We start from the raw sequence: 12841 nt of genomic DNA, 5'->3' as shown, positions 1-12841 counted from the left end.
GTCGTGAGGCTGTCCACCCGTATCGGACTCGCCGTCGGGCTCACCGTGCCGCTGCTCGTGCTGGCCAGCGGCTGGCTGCTGCTGCGGCTGGTCGACCACGATCTGCACAGCGCCGAGGACGACCATCTGCGGGCCCGCGCCGCCGCCGTGGTGCCGGACGCCCGGGCCCTGCTGCGGGCCAGCGCGGGCGGGCGGCCCAAGGCGGCCGACAACCGGGAACGGCAGCTGTACACCGCCGCCCTCGACGTCGGCGTACGCGTCGTCGGCCCGGACGGCACCTTCAGCGGAGGCCCGCAGCCGGACGCCTCGGTGCCGCTGCCGGCGCGCAGGAACACGCCGGTCACCGTGCGGGACGGCGCCACCAGCTGGCGCGCACTGACCGTGCCGGTGCGCACCGGCCGCGGCCCCGGCACCCTGACGGTGTTCTCGCCCAACGCCGCCGACCAGGGCCAACTGCGGCTCGTACGGCGCCGGGTGCTGTGGACGACCCTGCTCGCCGTGCCGCTGTCCGGGCTGCTGGCCTGGGGCATCGCCACCGGCGCGAGCGGGCCGCTGCGCCGCCTCGGCCGCCGTACCGCCGGACTCGACCCGCGCACCAGCACCGCCCGGCTGCACCACGAGCCGACCGGGGTCACCGAGGTCGACGAGCTGGCGGCGACCCTGCGGATGGCCCTCGCCCGCTACGACGAGCAGGCCGCGCGCACTGCCGAGGCGCTGGACACCGCCCGCTCCTTCTCCGCGGCGGCCTCCCACGAACTGCGCACCCCGCTGATGAGCATGGGCACCAACCTCGACATCCTCGCCGGGCACCCCGGGCTGCCCGAGGCCGAGCGCGCCGAGGTGCTGGCCGATCTGCGCGCCGAGCATGCCCGGTTGCTGAACCTGCTGGTGATGCTGCGCGAACTGGGCCGCGGCGACCTGGTCGAGGCGGAGGCGTTCCGGACGGTGGACGTGTCGGAGACGGCGGACGCCGCGGTGGCGGAGGCGCGGGCGCGGGTGCCGGACGCGCGGATCACCCTGGACGCGGCGCCCGGGGCGACGGTGCACGGCTGGGAGCCGGGGCTGCGGCTGCTGCTGGACAACCTGCTGGCCAACGCGCTGGCGCACGGGCGGGACGCGGCGGGCCGGGCGAGTGTGGCGGTCGGGGTGCGGCGCGTTGCCGAAGAGGACGCGGGCGGGCAGGTCGTGGTGACCGTCGACGACCGCGGCCCCGGGGTGCCGCCCGAGGCCCGTACCCGGATCTTCGAACGGTTCCGGCGCGGTTCCGGCAGCGCGGGCACCGGACTCGGCCTGACGCTCGTGGCCCAGCAGACGGCGCTGCACCGGGGCACCGTCACGGTCACCGACGGTCCCGGGCGCATCGGGGCCCGCTTCGAGGTACGGCTGCCGTCCACCGGGGGCACGCTGCCCGCGCGGCGCGACTGGCTGATCACCACCGCCGGGACAAAACGGTCACAGAGTTTCCCCAAAGATGCCTCCTAGCCTCCCCGGGACCCGGACGGCCGCAGGTGGCCGTCCGCTGAAGACGGAGGCTGAGATGGACGTACGACGACGCAGGCGCACCCTTCTCGTCGGGATGGCCGCCGCGGCACTCGTGGCGACCGGCACCGGTGTGGCCGCGGCCGAGAGCACGCCCTCCCCGGCGGCGGCACCGACCGGCGACGGGGCGCACCGCCTGTGCAAGCGGCTGCCGAAGATCGACCACCGCATCGACCGCGCCCTGAAACGCCTGGACGCCGGCGCCGGCACACGCGGTTCCGTCGCCCGGCTCCAGGCGCGCGTGAACAACGCCAAGACCGCCGGCCACGACGAGATCGCCACCTACCTGCAGAACCGGCTCACCTTCCGCAAGTCCCTCGTCACCACGCTGCAGCAACGCCAGAAGGACCTGGCCGACGTACGCACATGGTGCGCGAACAACGCCAACGGCACAAAGAGCAAGTAATGCGCACCCGAACGGCAACAGCCACGACCCTGCTGGCCATCGCCCTGCTCGCCGGCTGCGCGGGAAATCACGGCTCGACGGCCACCCCACCCTCTTCGTCCACCTCGCCGTCCACAAGCCCCTCGGGCTACGCGGACATGGAGAAGAAGGTCGCCGCAGCCGAGTCCGCCCTGGCCCAGGCGGACAAGGACGCAGCAAAGGACGACACGGACCGCTGACGGCTGCAGCCGGGCGCGGGTCCGCTGACGCTCCCGGCCGGGCGCGGCCTCAGTGCTTGCCGCCGGGCGCGGCCCGCCAGTGCTCCCGAGTCCCTGCGCGGCCTGGGCGGTCGCCGCTCGTCACGGCCCAGCAGCGCTCTTCGTTCGGCGCGGCTCGCCTAGCGCTCCTCGCGTGTCACAGACTGCTGGCGCTCGCCGCCGGGCGGGGTGCGCCAGGGCCCCCGCCGGGCGTGGCCCGCTGACGCACCCCGCCCGACACGGACCGTCGGCGATCCCGGCCGGGCGCGGCCTCCGTGCGCGCCGTCCGACAAGCCCCGCTGACGCCCGCCGCCAGGCGCACTCAGCGCTCCCCGCCCGGCACCCACAGCACGTCCCCCGTCTCCTTGTTCGCCACTCGGGCCAGGATGAAGAGCAGGTCGGACAGGCGGTTGAGGTAGGTGGCGGTGAGGGGGTTCATGGTGTCGGCGTGGGCTTCGAGGGCGGCCCAGGTGGAGCGTTCGGCTCGGCGGGCGACCGTGCAGGCCTGGTGGAGGAGGGCCGCGCCCGGGGTACCGCCCGGGAGGATGAACGAGCGCAGCTTCTCCAGTTGCTCGTTGAAGCGGTCGCAGTCCGCCTCCAGCCTGTCGACGTAGAACTGCTCGACCCGCAGCGGCGGGAACTCGGGGTTGTCCACCACCGGCGTCGACAGGTCGGCGCCCACGTCGAACAGGTCGTTCTGGACGCGGGTGAGGACCCGCACGACCTCCGCGTCCAGACCGCCCAGCGCGATCGCGGTGCCGATCACCGCATTGGCCTCGTTGGCGTCGGCGTACGCCGAGATCCTGAGGTCGGTCTTGGCGACCCGGCTCATGTCACCGAGGTTGGTGGTGCCCTGGTCGCCGGTCCGGGTGTAGATGCGCGTCAGATTGACCATGTGGCCAGCGTAATTACGCTCCGGCCGTCCGGAACACGCGTGTGCCCACTGTCACGGCGATCACCGTGAGCCCGAGGGCGACCAGGACGCCGTAGAGCATGTGAGCGGTGGCGTACGAGCCGACGTACGCGTCCCGCACCGCGTCCACCAGATAGCGGAACGGCATCACGTGCGAGAGCACGTCCAGCCAGGCCGGGGCGAGGCTCATCGGCAGCATCAGACCGGACAGCAGCATCGACGGCATGGTCATGGCGTTGATCACCGGCGCGAACTGCTGCGGAGTGCTCACCTTCATCGCCAGGGCGTACGACAGCGAGCCGAGCGAGACCGTGAGCAGGGCGACGAACGCGAAGCCGATCAGCACCCCGCCGAGGGGCGCGCGCAGGCCCATCGCGACCGCCGCCAGAACCAGCAGCACCGCCTGGAAGACGAAGACCGTGGCGTCCCGCAGCACCCGCCCGAGCAGCAGCGCGAGCCGGCTGACCGGGGTCACCCGCATCCGCTCGACCACCCCCTGCCCCTTCTCGATGATGATCGCGAACCCCGCGAACGAGGCCCCGAACAGGCCGAGTTGCAGCAGCAGCCCGGGCACCAGCAGCTGCCACGAGCTGCCCCGCCCGCCCAGCGGCAGACCGGTCAGCAGCGGCCCGAAGAACAGGAGGTACAGCAGCGGCATCAGCAGCCCGAAGAGCAGGGCGGCACGGGAACGCAGGGACTGACGCAGATAGCGGCCGTAGATGAGGGCCGTGTCCTGGAGCAGCATGGTGGAGGGACTCCTTGTGACGGCTACGGGTTATACGGCTACGGGAGCCGCGTCGACCGGCGCGGGGCCGCGGCCGGTGATCGCGAGGAACGTGTCCTGGAGGCTCGCGTCGATCGAGCCGCCGTACCGGAGCTTGAGCGCGCTCGGCGTGCCGTCGGCCACGACCACGCCCTTGTCGACGATCACCAGGCGGTCGGAGAGCGCGTCGGCCTCGTCCAGGTAGTGCGTGGTCAGGAAGACCGTCGTGCCGTGCTCGTCGCGCAGGCCGCGGATCAGGTCCCACAGGTCGGCGCGGCTGCCCGGGTCGAGCCCGGTCGTCGGCTCGTCCAGGAACAGGACCTTCGGGCGGTGGGTGAGCGCCATGGCGATGTCCAGGCGTCGGCGCTGGCCGCCGGAGAGCGTGGCCGTCCTGCGGTCGAGGAGGTCGGTGAGGTCCAGGTCGCGGGCCAACTCCTCGGCGCGGGCCAGCGCCTGAGTCCTTGTCAGGCGGTACAGGCGCCCCTGCGTCACGAGTTCCTCGCGCACGCCGATCTGCCCGTCGACCCCGCCGGACTGCGCGACGTATCCGCAGCTCCGCCGCACGCCCGCCGGATCGGTGGCGAGGTCGTGCCCGGCCACGGTGGCCGTGCCGCCGGTGGGGGCGAGCAGGGTCGTGAGCATGCGCAGGGTGGTGGTCTTGCCCGCGCCGTTGGGCCCGAGGAAGCCGAGGATCTCGCCCTCGTGGACGGTGAGGTCGATGCCGCGGACGGCCTGCACGGGGCCGCGTTTGGTCTGGAAGGTGCGGGCCAGCGAGGCCGCGCTGATGACTGGTGCCATGCCTCCAGAAAAACAGAGTCATTGAAATTTTGCAATGACTCCAAATTTTCAGGGAGACCGGCGAGTACTACGATCCGGACATGGCAGAGGGGCTCAGGGAGCGGAAGAAACGGCAGACCCGGCAGTACATCTCGGACGTCGCCACCGGCCTGTTCGTCGAGCGCGGCTTCGACGCGGTGACCGTCGCCGAGGTCGCCGACGCCGCGAACGTCTCCGTCAACACCGTCTACAACTACTTCCCCGCCAAGGAAGACCTCTTCCTCGACCGTGCCGCCGGAGTCGTGGACCGCCTCTCGCGCTGGGTACGGGCCCGGGACGCGGGGGAGTCGGCCGCCCACGCCGTGCTGCGCGAACTGCGCCGCGAGGTCGAGACGGTCTCGCCCGGGGTCGGACTGGTGGAGGGCTACGACCGTTTCATGCGGGTCCTGCACGGCGCCCCCTCCCTGCGCTCGCGCATGTGGGGCATGCAGCAGCAGATCCAGGAGCACCTCGAGCAGACCCTGCGCGAGGAGACCGGGACCACGGACGCGGACCCGCTGCCGGCCCTGATCGCGGGTCAGATCAACTGGGCCCATCAGACGGTCATGGCGGCCATCGGCCGGGCGATGGCCGACCGGCGCGATCCGCGCGAGGTGTCCCGGGAAGTCCTCGTCCTCCTCGACGACATCGAGGACCTGTTGGGCGAGAAGGTCCTCAACTACGCCGTCCGGGGCAGCGAATGACCCGTGCCGGTGTGATGTCCGTCAGATGAGACGTGACGCGCATTACTTACCGGTCACACGGCACCGACAGAGCGCTAAGGTCCGCCGAAGAACATACGTAAACAGCGTGTAAGGCGTTTCAAAGGGGAGTCGCAACAGTGGCACGGAAGCTTGCCGTCATCGGCGCCGGCTTGATGGGTTCCGGCATCGCCCAGGTCTCCGCCCAGGCGGGCTGGGAGGTCGTCCTGCGAGACGTCACCGACGAAGCCCTCGACCGTGCCGTCGGCGGCATCAAGGCGTCGTACGACAAGTTCGTGAGCAAGGGGAAGCTGGAGGCGCACGACGCCGACGCCGCCCTCGCCCGCATCACCACGACCACCGACCTGGACGCTGCCGCGGACGCCGACGTCGTGGTCGAGGCCGTCTTCGAGAAGCTCGAGGTCAAGCACGAGATCTTCCGCGCGCTCGACAAGATCGTGCGCCCGGACACCGTGCTCGCCTCCAACACCTCCGCGATCCCGATCACCAAGATCGCGGCGGCCACCGAGCACCCCGAGCGGGTCGTCGGTGTCCACTTCTTCTCGCCCGTGCCGATGATGCAGCTCGTCGAACTCGTCCGCGGCTACAAGACCAGCGACGAAACCCTCGCCACCGCGCGGGAGTTCGCCGAGTCCACCGGCAAGACCTGCATCGTCGTCAACCGCGACGTCGCGGGCTTTGTGACGACCCGTCTCATCTCGGCGCTCGTCGTCGAGGCGACCAAGCTCTACGAGTCGGGCGTGGCGAGCGCCGAGGACATCGACCTCGCCTGCAAGCTCGGCTTCGGCCACGCGATGGGCCCGCTGGCCACGGCGGACCTGACCGGCGTCGACATCCTGCTGCACGCCACCGGCAACATCTACACCGAGTCGCAGGACGAGAAGTTCGCCCCGCCGGAGCTGATGCGCCGGATGGTCGACGCCGGGGACATCGGACGCAAGAGCGGCCGGGGCTTCTACACGTACTGACACATCAGTACGTACCGCCACTGAGACCGCACAAGCCCCTGGAGCATCACCCGCAGGGGTGAATTCGGTATCGGTTCGCTTACAGACGGCAACTTCGTTGCCGCTGAAGCAGTCAGACGTTGCACAGCCACCGTCACGGAGTACGCCACCGCATTCACGGGGAGCGCATATGTACATCAGGGGCGACCACGCCGAGCTGGTCGTCGGGGGCCGCCTCGACGTCCGCAGCGCGGCGGACGCCCGTACGGTCCTGCACTCGGCTGTCGACGACGGAGCCGGTGACCTGGTGCTGGACCTGTCCGAACTGGACTCCTGGGACGCCACCGGACTCGGGGTGATCATGGGTGTCCACCGGCGGGCCGGCCGCTGCGGCCGCCGCCTGGTGCTGCGCGACGTACCGCCGCAGATGCAGCGCCTGCTGGTGGCGACCCGGTTGCACCGGATCCTGGCGATCGAAGGGGGCATCGGGGTGGAGTCACTGCCCCGCGTGTGACCCCGTGGATCGGTGTGCACCGGGATGCGGGGGAGCACCGGCCGCACCGCGCCGCAGGACATGTCAGGTGCAATCCTCATGAGACTGTGACGTCTCGCACGGAGCGGTACCCCGGGCTGTCGTAGATACTGAGCGAAGGTTTAGGGTTCGGTCGCCCGCTGCCTGATGTCCCTGCGAGCGGGCCCGGACCAGAAGCGACAGCGCGGTGTGCAGCAAGGCCGGGAGGGGCTGGAAGCACACACGACGCTTTTGGGGGGCTTGAAACCTATGGACCCGAACAGCCGGGGACCCGAGGAGTACGGCCATGACGGCGGCGGCGACACGCCACGCCAGCGCCCGCCCAGGGACCCCCTCACACCCGACTTCGGACAGCACACGCCCGCGCTCGCACGCACGGTGCAGCTCGTCACGGGCGACTACCTGCTCACCGTCAACCCCGTCGACGGCAGCGAGATAGAGGCCTGCCCGCCGGGCGAGCGCCCGGGCCGGCCCGCGAAGCTCACGGCGGCCGAGCGCGCCGAGGTGGAACGCGCGGCCAGGCCGCCCGTCCCACCGGGCCCGGCCCCGGTGTCGCTGCCGCTGCTGGAGCGCCAGGACGAACGCGAGCGGCTGGTCCGTCTCCTCGCCCGCGGCCGCTCGGTCCGGCTCACCGGACCGGCCGGTTCCGGCCGCACCAGCCTCCTCGACCTGATCGCCGAGGACTGCTCGGACCTCGCCCCCGACGGCGTGATCCGCCTCAACGGCTTCCACCGCACCGCTGACGAACTCCTCTACGACCTCTTCTACGCCGTCTACAACGCGCCCCTGCACCGACCGGAACGGGACGAACTGCTCGCCCACGTGCGGGAGATCGGCGCGGTCGTCGTCCTCGACGACATCGAGTTCGGCGGCGCCGCGCTCGACGAGCTGCTGGACGCGACCCCCGAGTGCGCCTTCGTCATAGGCGCCACCCCCGACGTTCCCGCGCCCTCCGCCGACTCCGAGCTCGAAGAGGTCTTCCTCGGCGGACTGCAGCGCGCGGGCGGCGTGGACATCATCGAGCGCACCGTCGGCCGGGCCCTGACCGAGGAGGAGGCCAACTGGGCCGGCGACCTCTGGTTCGAGTCCGAGGGCCTGCCGCTGCGCTTCGTCCAGGCCGGCGCCCTGCTGCGCCAGCGCGACCGGCTGCGGGCCGGGACCGACGCCGTGGACGAGTTCGGCGTCTTCGAGGACGCCCTGCCCGTCGACGCGCCCTTCGAGACCGAGACCGGCGACGACATACCGCTGCCGTCGCTGGGCGAGGCCGCCGCGCCCGCGCCGCTGCTGGCCTCCCGGCTCAGCGCCTCGGCACGCGCCACCCTGCGGTTCGCCGTCGCGCTCGGCGGCGAGGTGCCGCACCAGGCCCATCTGCCCGCGCTCGTCGGCGACACCCACGCGGACGCCGCGCTGGGCGAGCTGGCGTCCTGCGGACTCCTCTCACCCGTCGGCTCCCGCTACCGCCTCGCGGCCCTGGTGCTGCAGCAGCTGGAGGCCGCCGGATACGGCGACGACATCGATGCCCGCGCCCTGACCGCCGCCCAGCACTACGCCTGGTGGGCCGGGCACCCCTCGGTCACCCCGGAGCGGGTGTGCGCCGAGGCCGACGCGGTGCTCGCCGCCCTCGGCATCCTGGTGCCGGCCACGACGGCGCCGGACGAGGGCGAGGAGAGCCTCACCGTGCAGCTGGCCCGCACGGCGGCGCCTGCGTTCGCCGCGGGTCTGCACTGGAGCGCCTGGGAGCGGGCCCTGCGGTCCGGCGCCGAGGCATCCCGGCTCTCCGGCGAGGTGTCCGAACAGGCCTACTTCCACCACGAGTTGGGCATCCTCGCGCTCTGCGGCGGACAGTTCGACCGGGCCCGCTCCGAGCTGGAGACCTCCGTCGGACTGCGCGGCGCCCTCGCCGACAAGCGTGGCACCGTCGCGGGCCGCCGCGCCCTCGCCCTGGTCGCCGACCGCACCGGCACGACGCCGGGGCTCGGTTCGACGTCGGGGCTCGGCTCGACCGCGGGCGAGGAGGTTCCGGACGCGCGCCACGAGGAGTCGCAGTCGCCGTCCGGGGGAGTGGTGGCCGCCGCGCTGCCGGGCGTTCCGCCGCCGCTGTCCTCCGAGGACTCGACGCTGCTCGTGCACCGGTCACCGTCCGGTCCGGCGCCCAAGCAGCACCGGGCCGGGATCCGCGGCCTCGCCCGGCGCAACCTGGTCGCGGCGGGCGCGGGCGCGCTGCTGGTGGCGGTGCTCGGCACGGTCGTCACCCTCGGCGCGACGTCCAACAACGACGCCAACACCCCGTCCGACAACGTGGGCGTCAACCCGTCCGCCAGTCAGGGAGTGGACGACGGCAGCCTGGGCGCCGACAAGCCGAAGAGCGACACCGGCAAGGGCGACACCGGCACCGCGACCAGCCGCCCGACGGACCCGGGCCCCGACGGCACCTACGGCACGTCCGACGACCCGACCCCGCCGTCCGACACGGGCCAGCCGTCCGACAGCCCGAGCGGTACGAAGGGCTCGGGGGGCGGTTCGTCGCACTCGCCGTCCAAGTCGCCGACGAAGAAGCCGACCAACAGCCCGACCTCCAAGCCTCCGACGTCCAAGCCGCCGACGTCCGAGCCGCCCACCTCCGAGCCCCCGACGTCCGAGCCGCCGACCTCGCCCCCGCCGTCGTCACCGTCGACCTCGGACTCGGCCAGCGGCCCGGCCTCCAGCGCCCCGGCGTCGTCGAGCGCTCCGGCTACGACGACCGCCGGCACGCCGACGAGCACCGCCACCGGCGCGGTGATCTGACGACCGTGCGCACAACAGGGCCGGGTCCGCTGCGGCGGACCCGGCCCTCACCGTCGTAGCACTGTCTCTCAGAACAGCCGCAGCTTGTCGTCCTCGATGCCGCGCAGCGCGTCGTAGTCCAGGACCGCGCAGCCGATTCCGCGGTCCGTGGCGAGGACGCGGGCCTGGGGCTTGATCTCCTGGGCCGCGAAGATGCCGCGGACCGGGGCGAGATGGGGATCGCGGTTCAGTAGTTCGAGGTAGCGGGTGAGCTGCTCCACGCCGTCGATCTCGCCGCGCCGCTTGATCTCGACCGCGACCGTCTGCCCCTCGGCGTCCCGGCACAGGATGTCGACCGGGCCGATTGCGGTCATGTATTCGCGCCGGATGAGCGTGTAGCCCTCGCCGAGGGTCTCGATGCGGTCGGCGAGGAGTTCCTGGAGGTGTGCTTCCACGCCGTCCTTGATCAGGCCGGGATCCACGCCGAGTTCGTGCGAGGAGTCGTGGAGGATCTCCTCCATCGTGATGATGAGCTTCTCGCCCGCCTTGTTGATGACGGTCCAGACGCCCTCCTCGCCGTCCGCGCCCTCCTTCAGGGTGCAGGGCGGCGACATCCAGTTCAGGGGCTTGTAGGCGCGGTCGTCCGCGTGGATGGAGACGCTGCCGTCGGCCTTCACCAGGATCAGGCGGGGTGCCGAGGGGAGATGGGCGGTGAGCCGGCCCGCGTAGTCCACGGAGCATCGGGCAATGACGAGACGCATGGTCGGCAACGCTACTCGACGCACGCGCCCGCGCGCGATTCGCCCTCCGGGCCCGCCCGATCGGCCTCCGGCGCGGCCGTGCGGGCCGCCCCTGTTGTCCCTGAACACCCGAGACAACCCTTGTTCATTGATGGCTGATTGTGGGCCCAATGAGGCCGCTCCATGTACGCATTCTTGTGGTGCGGTCACCGTCCGTTGCTTACCGTAGTAAACGGGAGGTCGCGAGACGGGTACTGAGCGTGTTCGGTATCGCGAACTCCCTTATCTGTCCGGCAACCCCTGTCGACCACGGGGGTGCGAGAGGAGAACCCATGTCGCTCGACGTCTCACCGGCCCTACTCGAGAAGGCCGAGCGAGGCGAGGTCGACGAATCCGAATTCGTCGACTGCGTCCGGACCTCCCTGCCCTACGCATGGGAGATGATCAGCTCCCTGGTGGCCCAGCTGAAGGTCGACGGCGGCACCTTCGCCGACAACCAGACGCCTCCGCCGGACGAGCAGGCACGCGGACAGTTGCTGCGTGCGCTCGCGAGTGACGCGATACGCGGCGCGCTGCAAAGGCACTTCGGTGTGCGGCTGGCCTTCCAGAACTGCCACCGGGTGGCGGTGTTCCCGCTGGACGCCTCGGTCGACGAGACGCTGGCCCGCTTCACCTCGGTCCGCAGTCAGGTGCTCAACCAGTCCCCGGAGTTCAGGGACTGCTGAGAGCAAGCCGCTTGCTTGCCGCTCCGTACGCGGGAGGTGCATTCAGTACTGGGGCGGCAAGCTCCTTGCAGGGCAGGTCCGTTGCACAGCAGATCCGTTGCACAGCAGATCCGTTGCAGGGCAGGTCCGTTCAACCGAGGTGCGGGAGCACCTCGGCGCCCAGCCGCCGGACGTTCTCCTCGGTGGCCGCCAGATCTCCCGAGCCCTCCACCAGCAGGGCGAACCGGGAGATGCCCGTCCGCTCGCTGGTCGCCGCGAGCCGGTCGGCGCACAATCGCGGCGTCCCCACCGGGTGCAGCCCGCAGAGCAGTTCGGTGTAGCCCAGCGGGTCGCGCATCCGCCGGATCCGGCCGTCCACCGTGACATGCGCCTCGAGCCCCTGCTTCAGCCAGCCCGGCATCGCCTTCGTCAGCGCCTCCACCGCGTCCGTGCGCCGGTCCGCGATCTGGCAGACGCCGGCCGAGACATGACCGGCGCCCAGGACGACGTCCGCCGGGTGCCCGGCGGTGCGTGCGTGCCGCCGCCACAGGGACACCATCTCGGCCTTCTCCTCGTCGCCCACATGCATCCCGAGGAGCATCGGCAGCCCGTGCTCGGCGGCCCGGCGCACACTCGACGGCGAGGTGCACGCCACGACCACCTCGGGGCCCTCGGCCTCCGACAGGGACTCCGACGGCCTTGGTACGACGGGGACTTCACGGAACGGGAAGCGGCCCCCCGGGGGACCGGCGACCGACGGCTCGCGCAGCCAGCGCAGCAGCAGATCGAGTGATTCCCCGAACCCCTCCTCGTAGGCCTCGATGCCCGAGCCGAAGACCTCCAGGTCGACCCACGGCCCGCCGCGGCCCACGCCCAGCGAGAAGCGTCCGCCGGAGGTGATGTGCAGCAGGGCGGCCTGCTCGCCCACCTTCACCGGGTGGGCGGTGGGCAGGACGGTGACCGCCGTGCCCACGCGGATCCGCCGGGTCCGGCCGAGCAGCAGGGCCGCCAGCGTGATCGCGGACGGGCAGGTGCCGTACGGTACGAAGTGGTGCTCGGCCAGCCAGACCGAGTCCAGACCTGCCTCCTCGGCGACCTCGGCCGAGCGGACCGCCCGGTGCAGCGCCTCCCCCTGGCCCTGGCCCGGGAACTGGGCCGCCAACACAAAACTTCCAACGCGCATTGCTCTGCCTGCTTCCTTGGCCCCGACGCGGAGCTCCCCCACACCGCATAACCGTCTGACACGTGCCGAGGACACGGCCTGGCGGAGAGATTTCCGGATTGTCTGCAGAATGGGTACAAGTGACGTGGGTCCGGCGCCGGTTCCGTCCTGTCCGCGAGGCGTCTCCGAGCCCCGTAGGCTGGGCACGACCCGTGCTTCCTGTATAGCCCCGTGAGGTGTCCTGTGTCCCCGCGTCGCAACCGGCCCAAGGGAGCCGGCTCGTCGGGTACGTCCGGCCGCAGCGCCGAGGACGACCGCTCCGGCCGTTACGGCGGCTGGCAGTCGACCGAGAGCTGGCAGGGCGAGGAGTGGAACGTACGGCATGTGGCGGGCGCGAGCGCGCAGGGCAAGACCTACCGCTGCCCCGGCTGCGACCAGCTGATCCCCTCGGGCGTCCCGCACGTCGTGGCCTGGCCGGAGCACGCGGGCGTCGACGACCGCCGCCACTGGCACAAGGCCTGCTGGAACGCGAAGGACCGCCGCACCACGAGGGTGCAGCGGTCCCGCAACGCGCCGAGGTTCTGAACCGGGCCGCGCG

The 12841-nt window shown here is 71.8% G+C and carries 14 protein-coding genes; 9 read left to right on the top strand and 5 right to left on the bottom strand.

Going from position 1 to position 12841, the window contains the following annotated elements; all coding sequences use genetic code 11:
* Positions 1 to 3: 3 nt before the first annotated feature.
* From JYK17_RS21625 to JYK17_RS21615, 3 genes are read left to right on the top strand one after another with little or no spacing between them, the layout of a single operon-like run.
* Positions 4 to 1482, top strand: coding sequence for a sensor histidine kinase (locus JYK17_RS21625; protein ID WP_128801914.1), 1479 nt, complete (start codon positions 4 to 6; stop codon positions 1480 to 1482).
* A 55-nt stretch (positions 1483 to 1537) separates the two neighbouring features.
* Complete coding sequence (locus JYK17_RS21620) at positions 1538 to 1945, top strand: hypothetical protein (RefSeq protein ID WP_108014911.1); 408 nt, start codon at positions 1538 to 1540, stop codon at positions 1943 to 1945.
* Positions 1945 to 2163 carry a hypothetical protein gene (locus tag JYK17_RS21615; protein ID WP_108014912.1) on the top strand — a complete coding sequence of 73 codons (219 nt, stop codon included), beginning with the start codon at positions 1945 to 1947 and terminating at the stop codon, positions 2161 to 2163. Before JYK17_RS21620 ends, JYK17_RS21615 begins: the two co-directional genes overlap by 1 nt.
* Positions 2164 to 2503: 340 nt before the next feature.
* On the opposite strand, the gene JYK17_RS21610 is transcribed toward JYK17_RS21615, so the two are convergent.
* Genes JYK17_RS21610 through JYK17_RS21600 form a run of 3 tightly spaced genes read right to left on the bottom strand, consistent with a single transcriptional unit; the run spans position 2504 to position 4655 of the window.
* Complete coding sequence (locus JYK17_RS21610) at positions 2504 to 3076, bottom strand: cob(I)yrinic acid a,c-diamide adenosyltransferase (RefSeq protein ID WP_128801913.1); 573 nt, start codon at positions 3074 to 3076, stop codon at positions 2504 to 2506.
* 13 nt (positions 3077 to 3089) lie between these two features.
* Complete coding sequence (locus JYK17_RS21605) at positions 3090 to 3839, bottom strand: ABC transporter permease (RefSeq protein WP_108014914.1); 750 nt, start codon at positions 3837 to 3839, stop codon at positions 3090 to 3092.
* Positions 3840 to 3869: 30 nt separating this feature from the next.
* Positions 3870 to 4655, bottom strand: coding sequence for an ABC transporter ATP-binding protein (locus JYK17_RS21600; protein WP_108014915.1), 786 nt, complete (start codon positions 4653 to 4655; stop codon positions 3870 to 3872).
* An 80-nt stretch (positions 4656 to 4735) separates the two neighbouring features.
* On the opposite strand from JYK17_RS21600, the gene JYK17_RS21595 reads away from it, so the two are divergent.
* From JYK17_RS21595 to JYK17_RS21580, 4 genes are all read left to right on the top strand, one after another.
* Positions 4736 to 5377 carry a TetR/AcrR family transcriptional regulator gene (locus JYK17_RS21595; protein WP_222811017.1) on the top strand — a complete coding sequence of 214 codons (642 nt, stop codon included), beginning with the start codon at positions 4736 to 4738 and terminating at the stop codon, positions 5375 to 5377.
* Between the two features lie 137 nt (positions 5378 to 5514).
* A complete protein-coding gene (locus tag JYK17_RS21590) occupies positions 5515 to 6363 on the top strand; it encodes a 3-hydroxyacyl-CoA dehydrogenase family protein (RefSeq protein WP_108014917.1) in 849 nt (282 codons plus the stop codon).
* A 169-nt stretch (positions 6364 to 6532) separates the two neighbouring features.
* On the top strand, positions 6533 to 6856 hold the full coding sequence (locus JYK17_RS21585) for an STAS domain-containing protein (RefSeq protein WP_016438220.1): 324 nt from the start codon (positions 6533 to 6535) through the stop codon (positions 6854 to 6856).
* Positions 6857 to 7123: 267 nt separating this feature from the next.
* The gene (locus JYK17_RS21580; RefSeq protein ID WP_222811016.1) at positions 7124 to 9658 is read left to right on the top strand and encodes an ATP-binding protein; all 2535 of its coding nucleotides are present in this window, start codon (positions 7124 to 7126) and stop codon (positions 9656 to 9658) included.
* A gap of 68 nt (positions 9659 to 9726) precedes the next feature.
* Here the strand turns inward: JYK17_RS21580 and nucS are convergent, their stop codons facing one another.
* Entirely contained in the window at positions 9727 to 10398 is a 672-nt protein-coding gene (nucS, locus tag JYK17_RS21575) for an endonuclease NucS (RefSeq protein ID WP_016438218.1), read from the bottom strand.
* 311 nt (positions 10399 to 10709) lie between these two features.
* Between nucS and JYK17_RS21570 the strand changes: the two genes are divergently transcribed.
* Positions 10710 to 11102 (top strand): SCO5389 family protein, encoded by a 393-nt coding sequence (locus JYK17_RS21570; protein ID WP_016438217.1) that lies wholly within the window; start codon positions 10710 to 10712, stop codon positions 11100 to 11102.
* A 130-nt stretch (positions 11103 to 11232) separates the two neighbouring features.
* Here the strand turns inward: JYK17_RS21570 and JYK17_RS21565 are convergent, their stop codons facing one another.
* Positions 11233 to 12264: an LLM class flavin-dependent oxidoreductase gene (locus tag JYK17_RS21565; RefSeq protein WP_108014920.1), complete on the bottom strand. Its 1032-nt coding sequence runs from the start codon at positions 12262 to 12264 to the stop codon at positions 11233 to 11235.
* Between the two features lie 222 nt (positions 12265 to 12486).
* On the opposite strand from JYK17_RS21565, the gene JYK17_RS21560 reads away from it, so the two are divergent.
* Positions 12487 to 12828 (top strand): Rv1322 family protein, encoded by a 342-nt coding sequence (locus JYK17_RS21560; RefSeq protein WP_108014921.1) that lies wholly within the window; start codon positions 12487 to 12489, stop codon positions 12826 to 12828.
* The last annotated feature ends 13 nt before the right edge of the window (positions 12829 to 12841 follow it).

This window comes from Streptomyces plumbidurans (genome assembly GCF_019857225.1).
In the GTDB taxonomy this organism is placed as follows: domain Bacteria; phylum Actinomycetota; class Actinomycetes; order Streptomycetales; family Streptomycetaceae; genus Streptomyces; species Streptomyces plumbidurans.
Note: the sequence above shows the minus strand (reverse complement) of the source record. Positions and strands in the feature narration are given on the sequence as shown.

Coding starts and splice junctions, on each gene's coding strand:
- JYK17_RS21620 (WP_108014911.1), top strand. CDS start 1,538: ATGGACGTACGACGACGCAGGCGCACCCTTCTCGTCGGGATGGCCGCC.
- JYK17_RS21615 (WP_108014912.1), top strand. CDS start 1,945: ATGCGCACCCGAACGGCAACAGCCACGACCCTGCTGGCCATCGCCCTG.
- JYK17_RS21610 (WP_128801913.1), bottom strand. CDS start 3,076: ATGGTCAATCTGACGCGCATCTACACCCGGACCGGCGACCAGGGCACC.
- JYK17_RS21605 (WP_108014914.1), bottom strand. CDS start 3,839: ATGCTGCTCCAGGACACGGCCCTCATCTACGGCCGCTATCTGCGTCAG.
- JYK17_RS21600 (WP_108014915.1), bottom strand. CDS start 4,655: ATGGCACCAGTCATCAGCGCGGCCTCGCTGGCCCGCACCTTCCAGACC.
- JYK17_RS21595 (WP_222811017.1), top strand. CDS start 4,736: ATGGCAGAGGGGCTCAGGGAGCGGAAGAAACGGCAGACCCGGCAGTAC.
- JYK17_RS21585 (WP_016438220.1), top strand. CDS start 6,533: ATGTACATCAGGGGCGACCACGCCGAGCTGGTCGTCGGGGGCCGCCTC.
- JYK17_RS21580 (WP_222811016.1), top strand. CDS start 7,124: ATGGACCCGAACAGCCGGGGACCCGAGGAGTACGGCCATGACGGCGGC.
- nucS (WP_016438218.1), bottom strand. CDS start 10,398: ATGCGTCTCGTCATTGCCCGATGCTCCGTGGACTACGCGGGCCGGCTC.
- JYK17_RS21570 (WP_016438217.1), top strand. CDS start 10,710: ATGTCGCTCGACGTCTCACCGGCCCTACTCGAGAAGGCCGAGCGAGGC.
- JYK17_RS21565 (WP_108014920.1), bottom strand. CDS start 12,264: ATGCGCGTTGGAAGTTTTGTGTTGGCGGCCCAGTTCCCGGGCCAGGGC.